This window comes from Alkalihalobacillus bogoriensis ATCC BAA-922, from assembly GCF_000621445.1.
GTDB classification, from domain to species: Bacteria; Bacillota; Bacilli; order Bacillales; family Bacillaceae_F; genus Bacillus_AO; species Bacillus_AO bogoriense.
Map to the genome: position 1 here is coordinate 1 of NZ_KK211283.1, position 22,470 is coordinate 22,470.

Below are 22,470 nucleotides of genomic sequence, written 5' to 3' on the forward strand. Positions count from 1 at the left end.
AGAATATTGGGAATAGACTTAAGGCTAATAGTAGCAAGGGTTTGAGTAGAGTTAAGGGAAAAGGGGAGGAGGAGCGAGTTTTTTAGTCGGATACAACTTTTCCGGTAGGCTTTCGGTTTTTTTTATCTAAAATTCGATAGGTGTCCAATCGCAATCCAATCCTGATCCTACAGTTCTTTTCATATTCAGTTTTACTCCAATCCTTTCTCCAGCAAGATGTCTCCACAAAAAAATTCACTTCCTTAGATAATAATAACGTTCCAGAGAAAAAAATTACGTTCCAAATCCGAAGGTTTTTCCGGTACTTTTCCGGTAGGCCTTCGATTTTTTTAATCCAAAATTCGATAGGGTTCCAATCGAAATCCAATCCGGATCCTACATTTCTTTTCTTATTCAGTTTTGCTCCAATCCTTTCTCCAGCAAGACTTAGACCATATCCAGTCCTATTCGGTTGGCTTCCACACGCAATAGAATCTGAGTTTTCTCTTGGATAATCCAGACAGAAAATCTTGCTACTTCCCGTCTGCTCTCTCTTCTATTCTGGAACGTAATTTTTTTCCAAACGACAAATGTATGGGGAAAGTAGTTGGAACCATATGTAGTGCATTCGTTTTTCAGTCAATATCCAATAGACAAATTCATGTAATCTCATGGGAGAGAAAGAAATTGGGAGATAGAAAGGAAAGTTATTGATTTATCTAAGGGCATGGAATATAATGGCATAATATTTATTGTTAAGTGAGGAGGGTAATGATGAAGCAGGAAGATGCTGTTATGGTCATTTCGCAAAGTTTAATGAAGGATAAACTTGTAAAGGCAATCTTTTTAAAAGGTTCTATGGGTAGAGGTGAATATGATGAATATTCGGATGTAGACCTTTACTGTTTGGTTGATGAAAAAGATGAAGATTTGTTTTTAACACATCGATTAAAGCATTTAGAGACTTATAGAAAGATATTGTTTTATGAAGATTTCTTTATCATTGCACCTCAAATCATAGCAGTCTTTGACAATCTCCTTCATGTAGATTTATTTACTGTTACTGAAAAGAGTTTCAAAGAAAAGGATTATTTCCAGGTGTTGTATGATCCAGAAGGTCGGCTAACTAAATTTCAATCCACTCAAAACTTACTTCTTTCCTTAGAAGAGTTTAGCGGATGTGCCTATGATGTCGCATGGTTTCTTTTTCAATATAATAAGGCGAGACAGAGAGGAAACGACTTATGGGCCGTAGAAATGTTGCAACACGTCATGGTGAACCTTTCTAAAGTATTATTGCATAGGTATAAACCAGAAAAAGCTCAATTGGGTTTAAAAAGTCTTGAATCACAATTACCTCTTATTCAACTCGACAAAGTAAAGACAATTTTTATGTACATAACACCAAATTCTCATAAAAAAGCAGTGTATTACATAATTAACTTATTGAATGCTGAAATCAATTGGATAGAATCCGAGGTGGAAAGATGTTCTCAAGCAGTTCCATTTATAAGAATGATGATAAACCTACTAAATCAGTCAGAAGAGGAAGAAAAAAATAGTTAAGTTTTCAGTAAAGAGAAAGTAAATTTCTATTAGAAAAAACTTGTATATCCCATTGGAGGTTTATATGTTCATTGTAAATGTAGAGGGTGCGATATATAAAGATGATAAATGGTTGATTATTGAACGAAGTAAAAAAGAGAAACATGCTAGTGGATTGCTATCACTTGTTGGAGGTAAAGCTGAACAGGAAGGGTATTTGTCAGATATTTTAGAAAGAACTGTGAAACGTGAAATAAGTGAAGAAGTGGATGTAAAAGTGAAAGGGAAATTAAAATACGTACATAGTACATCTTTTGTAACAGATTCGGGTGAAAATGTAGTGGATATAGTATTTCTATGTGAATATGACTCTGGTAGGGCAATTCCCAAAAGTCCTGATGAAGTAGAGTCAGTAAACTGGATGACAGCTCAACAAGTATATGAACACCCTAATGCTCCCGAATATTTAAAAGTGAGTATTAAAAGGGCTGAGAATGTTAAGAGTGCAAATGTTACCTTGTAGGTTTATAAAAGGAGAAAGTATGAATAAAAACATTTATATTATTAGGCATTGTGAAGCGGAGGGACAATCTTCTGATTCATCATTAACGGAAAGAGGATTCACACAAGCAAATGTACTATCAGACCTTCTATCGGATGGAAAGGTAAAGGTTGATAGAGTTATTTCCAGTCCTTACTTGCGAGCGGTTCAAACGATAAAGCCATTTGTTGAGAGTAAAAATATAGAACTTGAGATGGATAGTCGACTAACTGAACGTATACTTAGCTCCACCTTTTTTCCAGATTGGATGGATAAACTGGAAGCAACATTCAATGATATGGATTTGAAGTATGAAGGTGGAGAATCCAGTAATGAAGCCATGAATCGAATTGTAGAAGTTGTAAATGATATTATGGCAAGTGATTCTGAAAATACGATTATCGTGGCACATGGAGGGGTTATATCCTTATTATTAAATCACTATGATAAGAATTTTGGCTTTGAGCAATGGAAAGGTCTGAGTAATCCAGATGTGTATCAATTGAGCATCTTCCAAAACAACTTTGATATTAAACGATTATGGAATGATTAATGTATTAATTAATATGGAGTACTTAAAGACTTTGAGGAGAATTATGTCCCTGTCTTTAAAAAGTCGGTAACCAGAGCGGAAAAGGTAGTGAGAAGAGAAAAGTAGGAGAGAAGTATATATTCAATCTTGATAAAAAAAGCAATCGAAATTCAGGCTCGATCCAACAGTGATCCAGTCTTTTGTTTTGTCCAATATTCTTTCAATCCCTTGTTCATTGCGTAACTCTTCAATTTTGTATCCATTTGCTTTTTTTACAAGGGGGGTGAGTCGTGTGCTTACTTAACTCTCCATCTAGAAGTATTCTCTTTAAAAAAACCTAACAATACTATAATAAATATTTCCAGTTTTACCCACCTGCTTTATAATTAGTTTAAATATTCTTGGATTATTCTAGAAACTATCTTTCTACTAAGGAAGAGAACCAAGATAAAACAATATGTTTTTCGAATTGGAAAGATAAGGGAGGTACGTGGATTGAAGAGCTATTATTGGATTGTAAGTGGTATAGTTAATTATTTATTAGGAATCGTATTTGTTATTCCCGGTGGATTCTTGTATATTTCTATCCTCTATCTGTTAGAAGAGACAGTGGGGTGGGTGATAGATCCTACATTGGAGCCGGATTTTCTACTAGGGGCGTTGTTTTTTGCAACAATAACTGGTCTTTTCTATTTTCCTATTGTAATTTTAGTAAATGTCTTTATGTATAAGCGATTATTTGCTAAGAAGTATTTGTACTATCTATTTGTTATTCTATTTTGGGTATTGGGTGTTCTTTCGTTTCTCTATTACAAATTGTATTTATTTTAGCATCAAACTATCGAATATGTTTATACCTTGTGATCTTCGTCTGGAGACATTCGAATATAAGTAAATAATACAAAGTAAGGGGGGGTAGAATGACATTTAAAAAAGGGTGTCTTATTTCTCTAGGTATTGCTTTCATCTTGTTTTTAGCTCTTATAGGATTCATTTCAAAATTGGTAAATGAATCCTATAACAGTAACGAATTTCTACTTGTGAGTCAGTCTCCAAATAAAATCAATACCATCGAAATAGAAGAAGTGACATTTTTTCATTCGATGCGTGGACCGAATATAGTAGAAATTAGATATGAAAATCATATTATGGAACATGAAGTGTACCCCGATGCTCGTTACTTAAATTCGTCAAATTTTCGTATAGAGTGGGAAAATGATACAGAGGCTACCATTTTTGTGATGGGTGATGAACAAAGGACAGAAGAAATTCAATTTAATGCAGATAACGGATATCCATTTGAACTGACAGTGAGCAAATATGGGGAATCTGAATTTTGGGATGACATAGAGATAGAATTTTCAGAGTAATCTTAAGCAAAAAAAAGGGGATTCCCATTGTTGAACTTTTTCTTTACTCTACTATATTCGTAAAGATCTTCTTCCTGATTGCTCATGCTTATCCCACTTTCTATACTTTACTTATATTATTCGAGATTGACTTGCAATCACAGTTTCTTTGTTCTGTCAATTATTCTAGGAAGCTAATACAGGGTACAAAAGAATGTTGTTTCATTTAATAAAAGTAATAGTTTATTGGAGAAGTCGTTCAAGGTTGTTGAGTAACAAGTGCGATTTAATTTTCTAAAAGAGCTGTGACCAATGAAATGAAAAGAGGTTAGAGGTGTTTCATATGGAGGAAATGTATGATGAAGAGGAATATGAGAGGATTAGGAAAGAAACTATAAAGAAAACCTATAAAGGGTGTTTCATAGGGTTTATAGCAGTAACATGTGCTTTACTCTTTTTAATCTCAATTCCAATCGTTATATGGGGAATATATATGAAGAACTAAATGAAGAAACAGTCTTGCTAATAAGTGAGTCACCTAATGCCACCAATACAATTGAAGTTGTTGAAAAAGGGTATGTTGGGGGTGAAACGGATTCTAAAGTCATTATTAAATCTCAAGACAACTCCATTGAACGAAGGGTTTTAAATGACGGATACAGACTTGAATCATCCAATATAATAGTGGAATGGATTAATGAACAGGAAGCATATATTACCCTTTTTGGAAAGAAACAAGAGCCGGAGATAAAAGAGTTTAGGGAATCTGAACTTGAAACTCCATTTATAGTTTTGGAATAATAACGAAATGGAAACTACCACCACTTTTTATATTTCATGCAAGTAGATAAAGAGACTGTGATTGTAAGTCAAAAATCGAAACAAGGTCACTATGATTGAAATAGGAGGATTATTTTGAAGAAAACTATGGTTATTGTCGGCCTAATGGTTAATATTTTGTTTGGGTATATCCTGACAAAAATCGTTCTCATCGTGTACCTATTGCTTTTTCTATCATTTACACAGCTAATTGGTTGGAATCTTGATCCAACTATGGAAGAAGGATTGTTTTTTCTTATGTTTATCATAAGTCTCATAGTCACAGCATTTTATTTTGTACCACTTATTTTGTTAAATATGAAAGTCTACCGTAACCTTAGAATTACCAAAGTCAAATACATCATGGTGGTTCTCTTACTGATCATTGTTGGAGGGATACTAGGTATTGACTTTGATAAATATTAATGAGGCGGGGATTCTTGCATCAAACCTCATTTTTGGGTAATAAGTGCGGTGATAAATTTTGTGTTAGGAATAGCATTCCATTTTTTTATATTTCGTTGTATCTATATTTATCGGTTGCTTACTTGTCGGAAGCTATTTTTGGACTAGCTATAGATTCTAAGTTAGAACCAGACTTCCTCTTAATAGAAATTATCATTGCTTTTATACTATGTCTCTTCCTTATTTTTCTTCCCCACGCTAAAAAGGTGTTACCTACTGCTAAATAGTTTGTTTCGAGAACGGAAAGAAGAGAGGGGGAAAAAGAGCAAGCGAACCAAGTTGGAACCAATCTGATTTTTTCCTTATTTTTTCCGCTCAACCTTTAATCCCATAAGTTTTTTTTATTTCGTTTTCTATTTAGTGTGAAAGAACACAGAATAGAAGGAAGAGAGGGCAGAATAATAATTTTTCAACTTGCTGTTTTATTTCAAAGTAAGCCTGTCGCTCTGACTTAATCATTCACAGGACTAAGTACAACAACCTCTTCTTCCAATTCTTCATTCTCATTTAACCATTGTATGAGGATATGTACAGTTGTTAAGTCATCAATTGTTGCTCTTTCTCTTCTAGCATTGTCATACCCACTATCTTTTGTTACACGTCCACCGGTTGTCGTTTCTTTTATTTCATATATTTCTTCTGTAAATCTTTGAGTGCCAACAGAATATTCATGAAATTGTACCTCTAAACGCTCATTAAAAACGCCAATCACTGTTACTTGGAAAAATTTTGTTTCTAGAACCCCTTCTGGCTTATAAATGAGTGTTCCCTCAACCATTTCGTTGTAGTAATTCCACCAAAATATTACTTCGTAGTTTTCAACTTTCCAATTCTCGCTTTCTCCTGAAAACATTCTACTTGCTTCTTCTCTTGGTCTCGCATTAAGTTGATCTTCCGCATGACGAAGAATGACAGCTAAATTACTTAAATCATATGTGTTTTCATCCGTCCACTTGACTTCAAATTTCAACCTGTACAATATATGTTGAACATCTTCCATCGTTACAGAATCCTTGAGGATCAGTTTACGCTCACCATATCTCACTTCAACAGGAGTTTCATCAAGTTCAACATTCTCCCATAATTGATACGTGTCATATTTTATTTTTTCATAAGAGTCATAGGATTGAATGTTTACATATCCAGAGAGAATGAAGAAAGAAACAAATAGAATGGCTTTGACTTTCAAAGGAATGATACTCAGTTTAGGTGGAGTATCTTTTTGCACAAAGGATGGTGCATGGTTACGTAAGGTACTCTGCAAAAATTGCTTCGCCTCAGAATCCAACTGATCTTTTCGTAATACATGACCGGCAGTTTTTTTCTTTGATATAAAAAAGAAATGAGTTTTGTTTTCGATTACTCTATGAAACTTATCCCACGTCAAGTGAGTTGACGGAGTTGTCAAGTTGAATGTGATGCCATCACTACTTACTTTCATGATCATATCCTTGTAAAAGTAACTTTGGTTTCGGTTCAGTTGTCTTTTTATATAGAACAAATCACTCAGTTCTATCAATAGAGAGATAAATAAAAAAACCCATAAAAAAACAAAGAGAAGCCCATAGCCTACAATAATAGATAAAGGAATAGCAGGGTGCCAGTAATAGTTATAATACAAAAAGAACAAAATGGCAGGAGATAAAACAAACCCACAAAAATATTTGAAGAATTTAATCATTGCAACATGGGATTTAACTTCCATTAAAAAGGCTTTAGAGTCTTCAGGTGTTACCATATATTTTATATCCATTCTATTTCACTCCGTAGCTGTTGATTTTAGTGACTATCTTCTACTGTACCGACTTTGTATATGTACAAACCCTTCACTGTAAGACGTAGGTGACAATAAAAAGAATCAGACAAAGAATACATAACGCTGCTCGATTAACGAAGGGGATGCTTCTCAGTGTAGGAGCATTATTCTTTTGACAAAACGAAGGTACCCGTGTAGACAATATATGATGTAGCTCATCTATGATGTCCTGTTTTAGGTCATCCTTTGGCAGGACTCGGCCACCCGTTTCTGATGATGTAGATTCTTTGAAAATAAAAAAGAAATGAGTGTTGTTTTCGACTACGTTCAGAAACTGCTCCCATTGAACATGAATGGTAGAGGCTGGTGACATAAAGGATACTCCGTCTTTCTTTACAGCTAATTTTTTTTCATCAAGAAGGGTGTTTTTTTCAACCTTTAGTGTCGATTGAAGGTTTTGAATAGAAAAAAGTCTCCAAATATCAACGACAAGAGGGATAAATAAAAAGCACCACAAAAAGACAAAGAAAAGGGCATGGCTCAATAAAATGAATAAAGGATCAGATGAATTCCAATAAAAATGATAGTAAATATAGAAAAAAAGAAGAGGTAAAATAATATAGTGAAAAAGAATCCGTAAGAGCTTTCTGTTTGAGTTAGGTCTTCCTTCAATGAGCAAATCCCGATAATCTTTGGATTTGGTTGTGTAAGTCACTTCCATTTGCTTTCACTCCGTGTGATAATTTTAGTCTATATTCATAGTATCTTTTCAGTTTTGTGAAAAAAAGGTAAAAAGTACCTAACCTGTAGTAGCACTCTTTACCTTCTCATCTATGTTCTCCATCTTAAACAAGAATGGGGAATTTAGTTACTCACCGTTTATATACTCATTAAACTCGACTGTTAATTTACGCATTTTCTCCACAAGTCGTTCCATTTCTTCGCCCTGTGGATACGGTCCATCATCATCTCCTGCCATTTCTTCAGCAACAGCTACAATCTCTGCAACTTGTCTTTCAATTTCCTCTCCTGTCACTTGGATAAAACCATATTGTCCAAGTGAATTTAGAACGGCACTTGCTTCTAAATAATAATAATAGTCGTCGGTGAAGCCAAATTCATCTAACTTAGACTTTTCATGCCAAGGTACTTCTTTAAAGGCTCTCTCCATATTTTCTGCCGAATCTTTTATATTGTAAACTTCAATATGAATTTCATCTTCTCTTCCCTCGTCAATCAGTTCCACAGCATGCGTATTGACCGAGATATAATCATCTTCCACAATGTAGAACTCCCCATATTTCGCAACAGGGTCTTCTTCTTCCACATCTACTTCTCTTTCTTCGATTGTTTCTTCATTGTTCTCTTCTACCTCTTCTTCATTAGAAGGTGTCTCCGGATCTTCGTCTGAGGCATTAGGTTGAGAATTTGGCGACGGAACATTAGTGTCTTCATTAAAAATAGGCGATGAAGTTAAGTGAAAAGCAAGGAACAATACACCAACAAAGGCCGCAATAGAAAGAGCGGGTTTCAAAAACACCCATTTGTTGTGTCGTTGTTCGTGTTTATCCATATCACGCATTAATTTTTCTAACGTTTCTCGTTTCTTGATCGGATTTCGCTCCGATATAATATTGTCATCTAAACTTTGAAAATCAATAGGTGATCTCTTCATAAGTAACCCCCCTGTCTTTCATTTTTGCCTCTAATGCCAGAATCGCTCGATGTAGTGTGCTTTTGACTTTACTTTCACTCCACCCTAAAATTTCACATGTCTCTTTAATGCTAAACCTTTTTATCTTCCTCATGATAATCACCATTTTCTGAGATGGCTTTAACTCATCAAGAGCTTGAAGCAGCTCTACGTTTTCTTCCTTTAACACAAACATCGTTTCTGGATTTCCTGCTGAACCTTCATTATCAACAGCCGAAACGTCCTTAAACATAAAAACCGTTTTTCGTTTTCGAATGTAATCAATCGTTGTTCGGTGGGCAATGGAGAACAACCACGTTTTTTCTGAGGCTTCCCCATGAAATGTATGGAGTTTTTTGTAGGCTTTGAAAAACGTTTCCTGTGTTAAATCTTCAGATTGTTGATAATCTCGTACCATCATATAGATATAGGATTGGATAGAATCACTGTGCATGTTATACCAATCCGCCATTAATTCGTAGTCTTCCGACAAGGTGACACCTCCTATTGTCTTTCTTTCATTACTTAGACGTAACATGTTTAAAAAAAGTGTTGTTTTTATAGAAAGTTTTTGTGGAAATGTTAAATTTAGTATATTTATGATACTCTATGAGGAAGCAAGGGTGAAGTGTTTTATTTAAGAGGACTACCAATACGATTGAAAGAGTAGAAGTAACATAGAACTGGATACAATTAGTTATAACAATACATAGAAGTAAGAAAAATCCATTTAGAAAGTGAGGGGAATATAGAATGACGTTTAAAAAAGGGTGTCTTATTTCTCTAGGTATTGCTTTCATCTTGTTTTTGGCTCTTATAGGATTTATTTCAAAGTTAGTAAATGAATCCTATAATAGTAATGAATTTCTACTTGTGAGTCAGTCTCCAAATAAAATCAATACCATAGAAATAGAAGAAGTCACCTTCTTTCATTCGGTTCGTGGACCGAATATGGTCGAAATCAGGTATGAGGATCATATTATGGAACATAGGGTACATCCAGATGCAACCCACTTAACTTCATCAAACTTTCGTATTGAATGGGAAAGCGATACAGAGGCTACCATTTTTGTGATGGGTGATGAACAAAGGACAGAAGAAATTCAATTTAATGCAGATAACGAATATCCATTTGAAATTACAGTAAGCAAGTATGGGGAATCTGAATTTTGGGATGACATAGAGGTAGATTTTTCAGAGTAATCAAAAGCAAAAAAAGGGGAGAGTAGAGAATATGTCGTAGTTAAGTTAATAAAGGCAACTTTTGAATAGTGGAGAGTTGGTGTATGAAACATAATTTTGAGTAATAAGTTAAGTAGAGCAAAAAACAACAATGTGGGTCTGATTTTTTTGCAAATTCTGTTCATACTTTCTTGAATTTGTATCTGACTTCATGTATCCTAAAAGAGACTGAACGGTATCTTTTTTTTGGAGGGTGTTAATGAAAAAGGGAGAGTTAACAAGACGTAATATTATACGAAAATCTGCTCTGGTTTTTAACAAACAAGGTTACAGGACCACATCGATGAGTGACATTATTCAGGAAACAAAAATTCAAAAAGGGGGGATTTATCGTCACTTTAAAGATAAAGAGCAGCTGATGGTCGAATCATTTCATTATTCTACCGAAATCATGCGAAATCATTTAATAACAAGCGTGTTACAACACGAAAATGCAACAGACAAATTAATTGCATTTGGGGAGGCGTTTTTACAATTAAGTGAAGGAAAACCGATGATAGGCGGGTGTCCCATTTTTAATGCAGCGGTAGAAATGGATGATGTAGAAGAGAATGTATTACTGCCGTCGATTAATGAAGCAATCGATATGATGATAAACTGGATGGTAAAAATTATAGAGGATGGTATTAGAAATCAGGAGCTTAAGCCGTCAATACACCCATACGATACTGCAATTTATATCGTGTCAACACTGGAAGGTGGACTCGTATTAGACCGACTAAAGAAAGAAGAGAAATTAGCGGAGATTATCCTAAATAACTTAAGGCAATATATTTTAATGATTTCGACCGAGCGGCAGTGACGCCGCTATTTTCACAGTTGAAAAGAGACTGATCGGTCTCTTTTATGAAGGGAGATATTATATGAGCTATTTATTATTCATTGCTTTCTTAGTCCTAATTTTATTTTTGAGGAGCTATATCATACGTCATATATTCACACCGAAACGGAAAGAGGTAAAAGAATATCCGAATGCGACTTATGACAACATTGAAATCAAACTCGATATTGGGACATTAAGCGGATGGCATATTAAAAGTGAGAGAACAAAAGGCTTCTTTTTACTAATACATGGATGGAGTTCTAATAAATCAGATATGTTACGATATGTCGATCCCTTAGTAGCTAATGGGTATGATGTAATCATTGTCGATGTTCTTGGTCATGGCCAAAGTGAGTTAAAACAAAACCAAGTGAGTATTGAATCGTTTGTACAAAGTATAACCGCAACGATTGATTATGTGTGTGTGAGGCCAGAACTGAGTCGACAAGCAATTTATGTTTTAGGGCACTCAATGGGAGGAATCGCAGCTAGTATTGTGAATGCAACTGATTTAAGGATAAAAGCTCTTATTACCGATTCAATGCCTACATCTTTAGAGAATATTAGCAAATCAATGGCTGGACGAGTAACAATCCCTTATATGCCATTTGGTTGGCTATTAATAAGTTGGTTTCTAATACGAGGAGGTGTTTTTTTAAAAGCTAAAAGAGAATGGCGCTTAGACACAATATTGAAAACACAACAGTCCCCAGCTCTTGCGATACATTCTATTCATGATAAGAAAGTATCGGTATCCAATGTGGATGTCCTAGTAAAGGAGAGTAACTTTAAAGAAGTAATAAAAGTAGAAACAAAAGGTCACCACAACTGTGTAAAAGATCAATATTTTTGGGATAACGTTTTTCATTTTTTAGCAAGCAATGAAAAGAGATAGATGCGGTATTTATTACGCATGTAAGTGTGCATTTCCAGGAAGAGACGAATTTTTTTCAAAAAAATCATTTTACAATTTCTCAACAAAACCTTAATTTAATAAAATATTAAAAATCTATTCTAACTGTATAATTAGATAGAATACATGGCCAAGTATAGTTTAGTGTTTAGTCTATAACTACCTGGAAACCCATTATGAAGGAATATGTGTACTATGTAGAGTTTTGCCCCTAGTAATGTTAATGGTTATGTAAAGTATCATTCGTTTATATACAAGTAATTTAAGAGGAAACGCCATCTAGCTATTGGCGTTTTCTCTTTCGCTTAGGAGAAGATAATAATGAACAATACGAATATAAAAATTATGGCCCTAATTATGATGTTAATTGATCACATTGGATATTATATTCCAGATACCCCTGTGTGGTTTCATTGGATTGGGAGAGTCGCTGCTCCTCTCTTTATTTATTGTGTAGTAATTGGTTATCACCATACAACGAATAAATCCAAGTATCTCGCCCGTTTAGGGGCGGCGGCGGTTGCCATGGGTTTATTGACGTTATTTATCAATCGCCGTCTTGCCTATTTAGCTAGTATAGGGGAATTGGATGGGACATTGGACTATATTACTCATAACTTTTTTGCTTCCTTATTTTTAATAGCATTCATTATCATGTTATTGGAAAAAAAGAAAGTGAAATATATACTTTTGTTTATCATCTGGCAAGTTGTTTCAACTGTAATGGTACTTTATTTAGAAAGTAATGTTTTCGTATCTGTACCGTTGGAATTATTCATTTTTCCTCTCGTTGGTAATGTACTTTTGGTAGAAGGAAGTTTGTTCATCGTATTATTAGGAGTAGCTTTTTACTATACATATAATGATAAAGTAAAAGTCACAATCGGATACACCGCATTCTGCCTTCTTCTTGCATTATTGATACGAAGATGGGGGTGGATGAGAGAATGGTCATTTTTGCTTCCGTTTGCGGATTACCAGTGGATGATGATTTTTGCCTTGCTTTTCATCTTGTTATACAACGGAAAAAAAGGATTCGGTTTAAAATATTTTTTCTACCTATTCTATCCTATTCATATTGTAGCTCTTTATTTTATCGGTCGCTTCCTAGATTAGTATAATGGGCAGAGGCAGCTACTCGAATTTTCATTTTTCTTCAAGTTTCAACAATACATGGCTATTCGGCAGACAAGTAGCTGTAACAATATCGCCTGTCTGCAGTTTCCGAACGGTATGTGTTAGAAAAAAACGCTCACACTGTTGGTCTTCGATTGTAAGGCGATATAAGCCTTTTGACCCTCTTTCCACTTTTTGCACCTCACCTGTGACAGTGAAATCTTCTTTGTTCAACAAATGGGGAAGATCGTGTAGGAAAGGGAGACATATATAAACCCCAACAGTTAGAGCGATTATTACGCTTCCAAGGAAAACTAACGTAGCTCTCATGTTTTCTTTAAAATTTGTTGTTCTTCGCTTTTTTCTCCACTTGACTTGTCTTTTTTTATTTCTTTTATTTCTGAGTTCTTGTACGATATGCCAACTTAAAAATATTGGCATAAAGATGAGAATCACAATAGCAAAAAAGACACCTATCAAATAGTCAATCACTTGGCTCACCTCTTGTATGATTTCTAAGTTTACTATCTTTTACTAGAATACTCAAACATTGAAAATAGCTGTATTAAATCAACTGGACGCCATTTTTAAAAAATATTTATATAAAAAGAGTCAAAAGTAGCACTCCATTAGTTGTGTAATCGTGATACGAATGAGTTTGAATAGGAAAATGTAAATATTGTAACACCTGGTATGATTAGATAAAATGTCTAGATGGTTAAAAGAGAAAAAGCGGGGTGGGAAAAATGGTTCAAAATAAAAAATGGGGCTTTATCGCGCTGATACTATTAGTTTTTATTTTACTGGCAGCGTGCCAATCAGCAGATGAAGTAGACACAGCTGATAAAAATGACGAAAAAGCCATAGAACAACAGAATGTGCCAAGTGAAGAAAACGAACAAGAACAAGAACTTGTTGACAGTACAATAGAAGAACCTGAAACAAGTGGCACTACAGAAAATCTAGGTGATTATGAAGTAGACTGGGAAATTAGAGTGGAAGAGTTAGAGGATAAATATCTCATTCATGGAGAATCAAATTTATTGCCAGAAACAAAAGTAAGAGTGTATCTACAATCGCCTGATCATATTATTCAAGGGTATTCCGAGGATATCATGGTTGAAGAAGATGGATCGTTTTCAGGTGAGTTAGAGCACCTTCAACAATATGATACTGAAATGAATATAGGATTTGATGTGCGGCCAAGTCTACAAAAGGAAGAGATTTTACAACATTATGGACGTCAGTTTGAAAAGATGACTGGGCCATTCATGGCAGTCAGAGATAATTTTGGAAGGGAGTTAGTGTATTATGTAACGACAACATTAACCCATTATCCAGAAGAAAATCAATTAGCTGAACTCGTGTCAGAAAGACCAGAGTGGGATTTTCCAAGTGATCAAGGTGATTTAGAAGTAAGATTTGACAATGTTGAAGTTGAAAAAGGGGAAAGTCGACTTTTTATTTCAGGAGAATCGAACTTATTGGATGGTAGTATCCTTGTTGTTGATGTGAGCCTTCCAGGATATAGAACGGTTGGGTATTCGGCTAAGAAGAAAGTGAATCCAGATGGAAGCTTTAATCTTAGTGTAAGTTATCCGACTGATATAGATGATGATGCTGAAATGAATGTAATCATTCAGTTTACACCTTTTCGAGACAATAATCTTCCTTATATTATAGAACATTATGGTGTTAAAGGAGAGAATCTTAAAGGAGAATTTGTTGAGGACCATAGTTTTGACAACAAACATATAAAATTTAAGGTCAATGTCCAATAGAATTGCAATAATGTAAGGAATATAACAAAGTGGAGGACAGTATGTTTCAAAAGAATAAATTGTGTTATATGGCAATATTGTTTATCTTTATTTTACTAGCGGCTTGTAAATCAGCAGATGAAGTTAACACAACCGAAAAAGGTGAAGAACAAACGGAAGAACATAGTAATGTAGAAAATGAACGTGAAGCAGTTGAGATTAATATAGAAGAACCTGAAACGAGTGTGGCAAGGGAGGACCAAGGTGACTTCGACATTAATTGGGAGATTACAGTAGAAGAGTTAGAAGACAAATATATTATCCATGGAGAATCGAATTTATTGCCTGAAACGAGAGTAAGGATATATCTTAAATCACCCGATTATACGATAGTGGGCTATTATAAAAATTTGACTGTTGAAGAAGATGGAACATTCTCGGGTGAGTTAAATCACCTTCAAAAATATGATACAGAAATTAATTTAGGCTTTGATGTAAGACCGCAAATGCAACAAGAAGAAATTCTAAATCATTATGGAGAACGATTTGAACATGCGACAGGACCATTTGTCGCTGTAAGAGATAGTGATGGTGACGAGGTAGAGTATTATGTAACGACAACGTTGACACATTACCCTAAAAAAGGTGAATACACAGAGCTTGTGTCCGAAGTGCCGGAATGGGATTTTCCTAGTGACCAAGGTGACCTAGAGGTGAGAATTGAGATAGACGAAATTGAAAAAGATGAAAGTCGCTTTTATATTACAGGAAAAACAAATTTGTTAGATGGTAGTGTCCTTGCTGTTGATGTCAATCTCCCAGAGTATATATATTCCTTTGGGTATAACGCGCATAAGTATGTAAACCCTGACGGAAGTTTTTCAATTAGTGTTAAATATCCGCAAGATAAAGACGAGGATAAAATGGATTTAGTGTTTAAGTTTACGCCGTCTCAATATGGGCAAAGTGATTATATACAAAATCATTACGGACCTAAAGGAGAGAATTTACAAGGAGATATAGCAGAAGAACAAAGTGGTGGCATGAAGAATATTGAGTTACGAGTGAATGTTCAATAAACTGAAAGCTGTAGACATGTCGTTACGGACATCTGTTCCGCTATTTTGATAATAAATAACCTTTTTCAAAAGCTTACGGACACTGGTTCCTTTAAATGAGAAAAACGGATAGTTTTTATAGCTATATTGGGCCATTAGCGGAACGTATGTCCGTAAGAACTGAAAAAGACGGGATTTTCTTGAAATTGCGGAATACATGTCCGTTATGATGGAACAGACGAAAGAAAGTAGGCTACTCTTTTAAAATACGAGTGGCTTTTTTAAATTATTTCTTCCTTTCTTCAATAGAAAGATTAAATATAAAAGTTTTAAAACTTTTAAAATAGATATGTTAACTTTTCTAGGAAACCCCATTGACAATCGTTTTCAATGAAGTTAAGATTATATTTGTGTTAAGTGGTGATAATGATTTTCAGTATCAGCACTTATGAAAAACAAACATAAAATGGGGGAAGAAACTGATGAACAAAGCATTAAAGTTTTTACTATTCTCAATGTTAGCTTTAGCTGTAGTGCTTATGACAGCTTGTGGTAGCGACGAAGAAACTCCACCAGCTGAACAAGAAGAACCACAAGAAACACCTGCTGCTGAGGATACAGAAGAACCAGCAGAAGAAGCTACGGAAGAAGCAGGCGGAGTAGTGAACCTGTATACGAGCCGTCACTATGATACGGACCGTGAATTATATGAATTATTTACAGAACAAACAGGGATTGAAGTAAATGTTATTGAAGGAAAAGGCGATGAATTAATGGAGCGTCTTGACCGTGAAGGAGCAGCAACAGAAGCAGATGTATTTATTACCGCTGATGCTGGTAACCTTGCAAGATTAAAAGAAAAAGAATTGACTCAAGCCGTTAACAGTGATGTGTTAGCAGCGAACATTCCGGACAAGTTCCGTGATGATGATAATGAGTGGTTCGGTTTAACAAAAAGAGCTCGAGTTATCGTTTATGATAAAGACCGTGTAGACCCATCTGAACTTTCGACTTATGAGGCATTAACAGAAGCAGAGTGGGAAGGAAGAGTTTTAATTCGTTCATCTGAGAATATTTATAATCAGTCTATTTTGGCTTCATTTATTGAATTAAATGGTGAAGAAGCTGCTAAAGAATGGGCTGCTGGAATTGTAAAGAACATGGCTAGAGAACCACAAGGTGGGGACACAGACCAAGTAATTGCTGTTGTTGCTGGTGAAGGTGATGTAGCAATTTCAAACACATATTATATTGGTAGACTTTTAAATTCTGAAGATCCTGAGGAAGTAAAAGTTGGGGAGCAAGTCGGAATTTTCTTCCCGAACCAAGACACAAATGGTACACATGTTAATATTAGTGGAGTAACTGTAACAAAGCATGCTAAAAATGTAGAAAATGCCATTAAGTTTATTGAGTTTTTATCTAGTGAAGAAGCACAATTTGTGTTTGCTGATGGAAATAATGAATACCCAGTTAATCCAGAAGTAGAAGTTCCAGAACTACTTCAATCTTGGGGTGAGTTTAAAGAGCAAGACATTGATTTAACAATTCTTGGTGACAACAATGCACGAGCAATTCAATTATTTAACGAAGTTGGTTGGAAATAAGCTTTTGTGTGGTAAAATGGATATATACCGTGTCATAATATGATACGGTATATTCCTATTTATTCGGTGTGACAACAAGAGTGCCACCCGTATTGTGATAAGGATGTGTCAGCCTTGAGGGTAGTTCAACATATGAAAAGACAACTAGATATATGGGCGGTATTAAGCTTACTATTCATTTCGATTATACTATTACCAAATATATTAATCGCGGTTGAATTTTTTTCAGAACCGAATGAAAATTGGCTTCATATCAAAGAGTATTTACTTCTTGATATTATACGTAATACGATTATTATTTTATTTTTTGCAGGTCTTTTTACAACAATAATTGGAACGAGCCTAGCATGGATTATTACCGTTTATAAGTTTCCTTTGCGGAACTTTTTACGGTGGGGTCTGATTTTACCTTTGGCGATTCCCCCTTTCATCGGGGCTTATACGTATCATGGAATTTTAAATTATACGGGTATTATTCAAGTAACATTACGCAAGTTTGATATTCAAGTAGATCAACAGTTTTTTAACATTATGAACATTGAAGGAACCATTTTTATTTTTACAATGTTTCTTTTCCCTTATATATTTGTTATAACAAAAGGATTTTTTGAAAACCAATCTTCCTCTCTTGTAGAAAATGCAAGACTACTAGGTGGAAATGCAGTTGAAGTATTCTTTCGAGTAATATTACCGATTTCTAGAGCGGCCATTATTGGTGGAGTTACTATTGTTATGCTTGAAATTATTAATGACTATGGTGTCGTAAAGTATTTCGGTGTACAAACATTCATTACAGCTATTTTCCAAACATGGTTTGCCATGGGGGATTTAGACTCTGCCTTTAAGCTAGCGGGAACGTTAATGATTGTAGTTATATTCATTTTAGTTTTTGAGAAGATTGTTAGAGGGCGGAAACGATACAGTTATTCAACTTCAAAAATACGGCCGATACAGCCACAGCAGTTAAAAGGTGGTAAAGCTTGGTTGGCTTTTAGTTATTGTTTCGGAATTTTTAGCATCGCTTTCCTTATTCCATTTGCTCAATTACTTTATTGGATGTTCATGACATATGAGAAAATCTTAAGTGTGGAGTTTATTACTCTTATAAAGAATTCTTTTTTTGTAGCCAGTGTTGCATCGCTTTGTATTGTTGTAATCGCTTTAGTTATTGCTAATTACACCCGTCTCCACAACGGCATCTTTAGCAAGGTCGTTTCTAAATTAAGTGTCCTCGGCTATTCGATTCCAGGGGCTGTCATTGCGATTGCGGTTATTACGGTATTTCTTGCGTTAGATGAGTATATTTACGCATTCTTTCAAGTTTTTCAAGCAGAACCGAGTTTCTTTTTTCGTACAAGTTTAATCGTGTTAGTTTCTGCTTATGTGATACGGTTTTTAGCAGTAGGGTTTAATTCCATTGACGCTGGATTTGAAAAAGTTGGCCGGAATTTCACCGATGCCTCGAGAACGTTAGGTACGTCAACAGTCGGGTCTTTTTTTAAAGTTGATATTCCGATGATAAAAGGTGGGATAATGGGTGGCTTTATTTTAGTATTTGTTGATATTCTAAAGGAATTGCCACTAACGATGCTCTTGCAACCCTTTAACTTTTCGACCTTGGCTACAAAAGCATTTGTCTATGCCAATGATGAAATGGTTAATGAAGCTGCTTCAGCATCGGTACTCATTATATTAATAAGTGCAGCATGTATTTTTGTCTTTCATAAAGTCTTAGATAAGGAGTCTAGCTAATGTTTGTACAAATAAAAAACTTAAAGTATAAGTATCCAAATGTAAGCGAAGCAACGATCAAAGATTTTTCTCTAGACATTGAACAAGGTGAAGTCGTATGTATTCTTGGAGAAAGTGGAAGTGGAAAAAGCACAATACTACGGTTGATCGCTGGTCTCGAGGTAGCGACAGCAGGTTCCATTGCTATTAATGATTTGATTATTGTTGATGATAGTCATTATACTCCCCCAGAAAAAAGAGGAGTTGGGATGGTATTTCAAGATTATGCGCTATTCCCTCATATGACTGTTGCTAAAAATATAAAATATGGTCTTAGAAAAATGTCTCGGAAGCAAAAGGAAGAACGTCTTGAGGAAATGTTAACATTAATAAATATGGTAGAGTATAAAGACCGTTATCCCTATGAATTAAGTGGTGGACAACAACAGCGAGTTGCCCTTGCAAGAGCTTTAGCGCCGGCTCCCTCATTACTAATATTTGACGAGCCTTTCAGTAATCTCGACGCGAGTCTACAAGTGAAAATCCGCGACGAACTTAGATCAATCTTAAAGAAAATGAATATTACATCGATTTTTGTGACACATGACCAAGATGATGCTCAAGCGATTGCAGATCGTATTGTTTTTATAGAAAAAGGAATTGTGAAGCGAATCGGTCCGCCTGAAGAGATTTTAGGTTGTGCTAGTCTTGTTATGTGGGCAAATTCATAGTAGTTAAGGAGAAACCTTATGTGAGGTTTCTTTTTTTGTGGAAAACAGGTACTAAAAGTAAGAATGCCCAATTATTTCACATAGACAAACACACCCCTTTTAGTAAAATAGTATTAGTTCAAAAAAACTAAAATCAATTGGTTTAGTTCTTTTTATAAATGGGTAATAGTAAAAAAGTATGATAACTAAAGACTACCGATAAAGGCAAACCTATTGAAAAATAGGGACGCAAAGCTACGGGTCTAAGGCATGACGCTAAGATAGCCGGGTTACCGAAGAAGATGGATACACAACAAATCCGCCTTTCTGAGGTGGATTTTTTTCGGAACATTGACGAAGGAGTTGGGGTTAAAAAATAGTTGGTCGCATGCAAAGTAAACTTTTATTACACATTATGGTATAGGAGAAAAGAACATGAAAAAGAGAAACCTTAAAAATAGTTTATTTATTAAAATATCATTTATTTCATTATTATGCGTATTTATCCCACTGCTCATTAATTTATTTTATTCTACTTATTCCTCATCGAAGGCTTTAGAAAGTGAAGCGAAAAGTTCGTTAACGACATTGACAGAGGAAAAAAATCGTCAAGTTGATTTAGTATTTTATTTGCAATCGCAAATTTCAGAATCAATGGTGAATGAACTTTACATAGTTGAGTTCTTTCAAGAACTTGCAAGTTCAGGAACTGTTAGCGATACAGAAAGAGAGAATATTGCAAACAGCTTAGGTGAGAGATTACTTAATTCAAATGGATTATACGAAAATATCTTTTTCTCCTATGGTGGAGAAGTGTTTATTGATGGCATTGGGGGCAATTCTGTTGGTCATGTGTTTGATAAAGAGGTAGAGTCGTACTATTATGAACAGCTTGAAAACCCTGGTATGACAACGGCAGATTATATGTACTCACCGATTACAGGGCGACCAGTAATCCCTATCGTCAACTCGATTGTAGATGAGGAAACAAACGAAGTACTCTCTGTGTTTGTAATCGCTGTTGATGTGAATAGATTAACTGACGAAGTCGTGCATGCGAATGAAGGTCAAAGTGTAAACACGATGGTTCTAGATTTATCGGGTCTTGTCATTGCTTCAAGTCAACCTGACCAAGCTCTCACATTAAACTTTAGTGAAGTACAAGGGATTTCCCCTTTTTATGAGCAAATGCTAGCTGAAGATAAAGGTGAAGGTATGTTTACCCTAATGGGAAGTGAGAATATTGCTTCTTACGGAAAAAATGAAGATTATGGTGTTTTTGTTGTAACATATATGCCTGTGGAACAATTTTTAGGGAAGTTAGATGATTTAAAATCAGGAATAGTAACAGTCATTGTGATCAGTATGATTTTAGCAAGTGTGATCATTATTCTTAATGTACGGACAATTGTAAAACCAATAAAATTAGTGTCTCATTCTGCTCAACAAATTGCAGCGGGGAATTTAAAAACACCGTCGTTACAAATTAAAAATAATGATGAAGTTGGGGAATTAGCTCATTCATTTAATGTGATGCTACGAAATCTACAAACGATGGTTGAGCAATTAAATCTTACATCAGAAAAAGTAGCGTCGTCAGCAGAAGAGTTTTCTGCAACGTCAGAACAATCATCCCAAATTAGTAAACAAGTTGCAGAAGCAATTCAGCAAGTGGCAGCAGGGGCACAAAATCAGTCTGCTCATGTTGGAACAAGCTCAGATATGGTACAAGAAGTCACAAAAGGACTTAATCAAGTAACTGATAATACACAAAACGTTGCAACTTCGGCATTATTAACAACAGAAAAGGCCAATAAAGGTGCTGCGACTATTGATCAATCAATCTCAGAAATTGAAGCAGTCAATCAAAATATTCATGATGTAGCTTCGAAAATTGAAAAGCTAGGTGATCGCTCGAAGGAAATTGGGCAAATTGTCGGTGTTATTACACAAATTGCAGAACAAACGAATTTACTTGCGCTAAATGCGGCAATCGAAGCAGCGAGAGCCGGAGAGCATGGTCGAGGATTTGCGGTTGTTGCAAATGAAGTTAGAAAGCTTGCAGAACAATCAAAAGGATCTTCTGACCAAATTCGCGAGCTAATCGAAACGATTCTTCAAGAGACAAACGAGACGATCGTTTCAATGGGAGAAACAGTTGAACAGTCTTCAAAAGGCATTTCTGCCATTCGCTCGGTTGAACAAACGTTTGATGATATTCAGCAATCCGTAAACGCGGTAACTAACCAAATTCAATCCGTTTCTGCAGCAACAAAACAGATGAATGATGCAATCAATCATATTGTTTCAAATATAAATGAAATAAGTGACATCTCAACAGAAACTGCGTCGAAAACACAACAAGTGTCTTCAGCAATGGAAGAGCAGTTAGCGTCAGCAGAGGAAATAGCCGTTTCATCAAATTCGATGGCCAAATTGGCAGAAGAGCTTCAAAATGTCGTCAATAAATTTAAGGTATAATGTATGAGGTAGGCTAGGTACTAACCTAGCCTTTTTACTTTTTCCACATGCAAATTTTTTATTCAGGCAATAATTTCAATTATAAATAAAATGAAAAAAACAAAGGCTATGTAGTGATATTCAATTGAATATCGCTTATATCCTTTCCATTAGAGGTGATTCGAATGAGTTATAAAGATCAATTAGATCAGCATTCTCAACTTTTTCACCACAACTGGACAAGACCTAAACGATCGAAGTCTCAAGTGAATGGTCATACTGAAATGTCACAAAAGACCATTATTTTGCGAAGCAACGCTAAAGCACATCGTTGGTAAGGATATGTAAAAAGATAAAATGGAATCCATTTA

23 protein-coding genes and 1 riboswitch are annotated in these 22,470 nt (G+C 35.1%); of the genes, 18 read left to right on the forward strand and 5 right to left on the reverse strand.

The features are described 5' to 3' along the window. The first annotated feature begins 753 nt into the window (after nucleotides 1-753). The 7 genes from T323_RS0124995 to T323_RS0125025 all read left to right on the forward strand — a co-directional run bounded on the left by T323_RS0124995 (nucleotide 754) and on the right by T323_RS0125025 (nucleotide 5,191). Nucleotides 754-1,545, forward strand: coding sequence for a nucleotidyltransferase domain-containing protein (locus T323_RS0124995; RefSeq protein WP_035179956.1), 792 nt, complete (start codon nucleotides 754-756; stop codon nucleotides 1,543-1,545). Nucleotides 1,546-1,609: 64 nt separating this feature from the next. Beyond that, entirely contained in the window at nucleotides 1,610-2,047 is a 438-nt protein-coding gene (locus tag T323_RS0125000) for an NUDIX domain-containing protein (protein ID WP_026675698.1), read from the forward strand. Nucleotides 2,048-2,066: 19 nt separating this feature from the next. Further along, nucleotides 2,067-2,618, forward strand: a complete 552-nt coding sequence (locus tag T323_RS0125005) for a histidine phosphatase family protein (RefSeq protein WP_026675699.1) — start codon at nucleotides 2,067-2,069, stop codon at nucleotides 2,616-2,618. A gap of 474 nt (nucleotides 2,619-3,092) precedes the next feature. Then, the gene (locus T323_RS0125010) at nucleotides 3,093-3,428 is read left to right on the forward strand and encodes a hypothetical protein (protein ID WP_026675700.1); all 336 of its coding nucleotides are present in this window, start codon (nucleotides 3,093-3,095) and stop codon (nucleotides 3,426-3,428) included. 89 nt (nucleotides 3,429-3,517) lie between these two features. After that, nucleotides 3,518-3,967, forward strand: coding sequence for a hypothetical protein (locus tag T323_RS0125015; RefSeq protein ID WP_026675701.1), 450 nt, complete (start codon nucleotides 3,518-3,520; stop codon nucleotides 3,965-3,967). Between the two features lie 498 nt (nucleotides 3,968-4,465). Beyond that, on the forward strand, nucleotides 4,466-4,747 hold the full coding sequence (locus T323_RS0125020) for a hypothetical protein (protein WP_156942534.1): 282 nt from the start codon (nucleotides 4,466-4,468) through the stop codon (nucleotides 4,745-4,747). Between the two features lie 114 nt (nucleotides 4,748-4,861). After that, nucleotides 4,862-5,191 carry a hypothetical protein gene (locus T323_RS0125025; RefSeq protein ID WP_026675703.1) on the forward strand — a complete coding sequence of 110 codons (330 nt, stop codon included), beginning with the start codon at nucleotides 4,862-4,864 and terminating at the stop codon, nucleotides 5,189-5,191. A 490-nt stretch (nucleotides 5,192-5,681) separates the two neighbouring features. On the opposite strand, the gene T323_RS0125035 is transcribed toward T323_RS0125025, so the two are convergent. From T323_RS0125035 to T323_RS0125050, 4 genes are all read right to left on the reverse strand, one after another. Further along, nucleotides 5,682-6,983: a YcxB family protein gene (locus tag T323_RS0125035; protein ID WP_026675705.1), complete on the reverse strand. Its 1,302-nt coding sequence runs from the start codon at nucleotides 6,981-6,983 to the stop codon at nucleotides 5,682-5,684. A 73-nt stretch (nucleotides 6,984-7,056) separates the two neighbouring features. Continuing rightward, nucleotides 7,057-7,707, reverse strand: a complete 651-nt coding sequence (locus tag T323_RS0125040) for a YcxB family protein (RefSeq protein ID WP_026675706.1) — start codon at nucleotides 7,705-7,707, stop codon at nucleotides 7,057-7,059. Between the two features lie 147 nt (nucleotides 7,708-7,854). After that, on the reverse strand, nucleotides 7,855-8,661 hold the full coding sequence (locus T323_RS0125045; RefSeq protein WP_026675707.1) for a hypothetical protein: 807 nt from the start codon (nucleotides 8,659-8,661) through the stop codon (nucleotides 7,855-7,857). Further along, a complete protein-coding gene (locus T323_RS0125050) occupies nucleotides 8,642-9,172 on the reverse strand; it encodes an RNA polymerase sigma factor (protein ID WP_026675708.1) in 531 nt (176 codons plus the stop codon). The genes T323_RS0125045 and T323_RS0125050 overlap by 20 nt, the downstream gene beginning before the upstream one ends. Nucleotides 9,173-9,432: 260 nt before the next feature. On the opposite strand from T323_RS0125050, the gene T323_RS0125055 reads away from it, so the two are divergent. The 4 genes from T323_RS0125055 (at nucleotide 9,433) to T323_RS0125070 (ending at nucleotide 12,773) form a co-directional block, all read left to right on the forward strand. Next, nucleotides 9,433-9,882: a hypothetical protein gene (locus tag T323_RS0125055; RefSeq protein ID WP_026675709.1), complete on the forward strand. Its 450-nt coding sequence runs from the start codon at nucleotides 9,433-9,435 to the stop codon at nucleotides 9,880-9,882. Between the two features lie 238 nt (nucleotides 9,883-10,120). Further along, nucleotides 10,121-10,723 carry a TetR/AcrR family transcriptional regulator gene (locus T323_RS0125060; protein ID WP_026675710.1) on the forward strand — a complete coding sequence of 201 codons (603 nt, stop codon included), beginning with the start codon at nucleotides 10,121-10,123 and terminating at the stop codon, nucleotides 10,721-10,723. 61 nt (nucleotides 10,724-10,784) lie between these two features. Further along, entirely contained in the window at nucleotides 10,785-11,639 is an 855-nt protein-coding gene (locus tag T323_RS0125065) for an alpha/beta hydrolase (protein WP_026675711.1), read from the forward strand. A 339-nt stretch (nucleotides 11,640-11,978) separates the two neighbouring features. Then, nucleotides 11,979-12,773, forward strand: a complete 795-nt coding sequence (locus T323_RS0125070) for a TraX family protein (protein ID WP_026675712.1) — start codon at nucleotides 11,979-11,981, stop codon at nucleotides 12,771-12,773. 30 nt (nucleotides 12,774-12,803) lie between these two features. Here T323_RS0125070 and T323_RS0125075 read toward each other — a convergent pair whose 3' ends face one another. Then, on the reverse strand, nucleotides 12,804-13,265 hold the full coding sequence (locus tag T323_RS0125075) for a hypothetical protein (RefSeq protein WP_026675713.1): 462 nt from the start codon (nucleotides 13,263-13,265) through the stop codon (nucleotides 12,804-12,806). 254 nt (nucleotides 13,266-13,519) lie between these two features. Between T323_RS0125075 and T323_RS0125080 the strand changes: the two genes are divergently transcribed. From T323_RS0125080 to T323_RS28630, 7 genes are all read left to right on the forward strand, one after another. Then, complete coding sequence (locus T323_RS0125080; protein WP_026675714.1) at nucleotides 13,520-14,554, forward strand: hypothetical protein; 1,035 nt, start codon at nucleotides 13,520-13,522, stop codon at nucleotides 14,552-14,554. Between the two features lie 41 nt (nucleotides 14,555-14,595). Continuing rightward, the gene (locus tag T323_RS0125085) at nucleotides 14,596-15,612 is read left to right on the forward strand and encodes a hypothetical protein (RefSeq protein WP_026675715.1); all 1,017 of its coding nucleotides are present in this window, start codon (nucleotides 14,596-14,598) and stop codon (nucleotides 15,610-15,612) included. A 461-nt stretch (nucleotides 15,613-16,073) separates the two neighbouring features. Beyond that, nucleotides 16,074-17,198 (forward strand): Fe(3+) ABC transporter substrate-binding protein, encoded by a 1,125-nt coding sequence (locus T323_RS0125090; protein WP_026675716.1) that lies wholly within the window; start codon nucleotides 16,074-16,076, stop codon nucleotides 17,196-17,198. 132 nt (nucleotides 17,199-17,330) lie between these two features. Continuing rightward, nucleotides 17,331-18,950: an ABC transporter permease gene (locus tag T323_RS0125095; RefSeq protein ID WP_035179976.1), complete on the forward strand. Its 1,620-nt coding sequence runs from the start codon at nucleotides 17,331-17,333 to the stop codon at nucleotides 18,948-18,950. Beyond that, the gene (locus T323_RS0125100) at nucleotides 18,950-19,660 is read left to right on the forward strand and encodes an ABC transporter ATP-binding protein (protein WP_026675718.1); all 711 of its coding nucleotides are present in this window, start codon (nucleotides 18,950-18,952) and stop codon (nucleotides 19,658-19,660) included. Before T323_RS0125095 ends, T323_RS0125100 begins: the two co-directional genes overlap by 1 nt. 193 nt (nucleotides 19,661-19,853) lie before the next feature. Further along, nucleotides 19,854-19,937, forward strand: a riboswitch (cyclic di-GMP riboswitch). A 137-nt stretch (nucleotides 19,938-20,074) separates the two neighbouring features. Beyond that, nucleotides 20,075-22,120 (forward strand): methyl-accepting chemotaxis protein, encoded by a 2,046-nt coding sequence (locus T323_RS28230; protein WP_051556724.1) that lies wholly within the window; start codon nucleotides 20,075-20,077, stop codon nucleotides 22,118-22,120. 164 nt (nucleotides 22,121-22,284) lie between these two features. Next, on the forward strand, nucleotides 22,285-22,437 hold the full coding sequence (locus tag T323_RS28630; RefSeq protein WP_084309408.1) for a YpzG family protein: 153 nt from the start codon (nucleotides 22,285-22,287) through the stop codon (nucleotides 22,435-22,437). The last annotated feature ends 33 nt before the right edge of the window (nucleotides 22,438-22,470 follow it).

Bases quoted from the DNA above. Each gene is read 5' to 3' on its own strand.
- T323_RS0125085 (WP_026675715.1), top strand. From the start codon at position 14,596: ATGTTTCAAAAGAATAAATTGTGTTATATGGCAATATTGTTTATCTTT.
- T323_RS0125015 (WP_026675701.1), top strand. From the start codon at position 3,518: ATGACATTTAAAAAAGGGTGTCTTATTTCTCTAGGTATTGCTTTCATC.
- T323_RS0125065 (WP_026675711.1), top strand. From the start codon at position 10,785: ATGAGCTATTTATTATTCATTGCTTTCTTAGTCCTAATTTTATTTTTG.
- T323_RS0125055 (WP_026675709.1), top strand. From the start codon at position 9,433: ATGACGTTTAAAAAAGGGTGTCTTATTTCTCTAGGTATTGCTTTCATC.
- T323_RS0125045 (WP_026675707.1), bottom strand. From the start codon at position 8,661: ATGAAGAGATCACCTATTGATTTTCAAAGTTTAGATGACAATATTATA.
- T323_RS0125100 (WP_026675718.1), top strand. From the start codon at position 18,950: ATGTTTGTACAAATAAAAAACTTAAAGTATAAGTATCCAAATGTAAGC.
- T323_RS0125040 (WP_026675706.1), bottom strand. From the start codon at position 7,707: ATGGAAGTGACTTACACAACCAAATCCAAAGATTATCGGGATTTGCTC.
- T323_RS28230 (WP_051556724.1), top strand. From the start codon at position 20,075: ATGAAAAAGAGAAACCTTAAAAATAGTTTATTTATTAAAATATCATTT.
- T323_RS28630 (WP_084309408.1), top strand. From the start codon at position 22,285: ATGAGTTATAAAGATCAATTAGATCAGCATTCTCAACTTTTTCACCAC.
- T323_RS0125095 (WP_035179976.1), top strand. From the start codon at position 17,331: ATGAAAAGACAACTAGATATATGGGCGGTATTAAGCTTACTATTCATT.
- T323_RS0125060 (WP_026675710.1), top strand. From the start codon at position 10,121: ATGAAAAAGGGAGAGTTAACAAGACGTAATATTATACGAAAATCTGCT.
- T323_RS0124995 (WP_035179956.1), top strand. From the start codon at position 754: ATGAAGCAGGAAGATGCTGTTATGGTCATTTCGCAAAGTTTAATGAAG.
- T323_RS0125035 (WP_026675705.1), bottom strand. From the start codon at position 6,983: ATGGATATAAAATATATGGTAACACCTGAAGACTCTAAAGCCTTTTTA.
- T323_RS0125090 (WP_026675716.1), top strand. From the start codon at position 16,074: ATGAACAAAGCATTAAAGTTTTTACTATTCTCAATGTTAGCTTTAGCT.
- T323_RS0125005 (WP_026675699.1), top strand. From the start codon at position 2,067: ATGAATAAAAACATTTATATTATTAGGCATTGTGAAGCGGAGGGACAA.
- T323_RS0125070 (WP_026675712.1), top strand. From the start codon at position 11,979: ATGAACAATACGAATATAAAAATTATGGCCCTAATTATGATGTTAATT.
- T323_RS0125080 (WP_026675714.1), top strand. From the start codon at position 13,520: ATGGTTCAAAATAAAAAATGGGGCTTTATCGCGCTGATACTATTAGTT.
- T323_RS0125000 (WP_026675698.1), top strand. From the start codon at position 1,610: ATGTTCATTGTAAATGTAGAGGGTGCGATATATAAAGATGATAAATGG.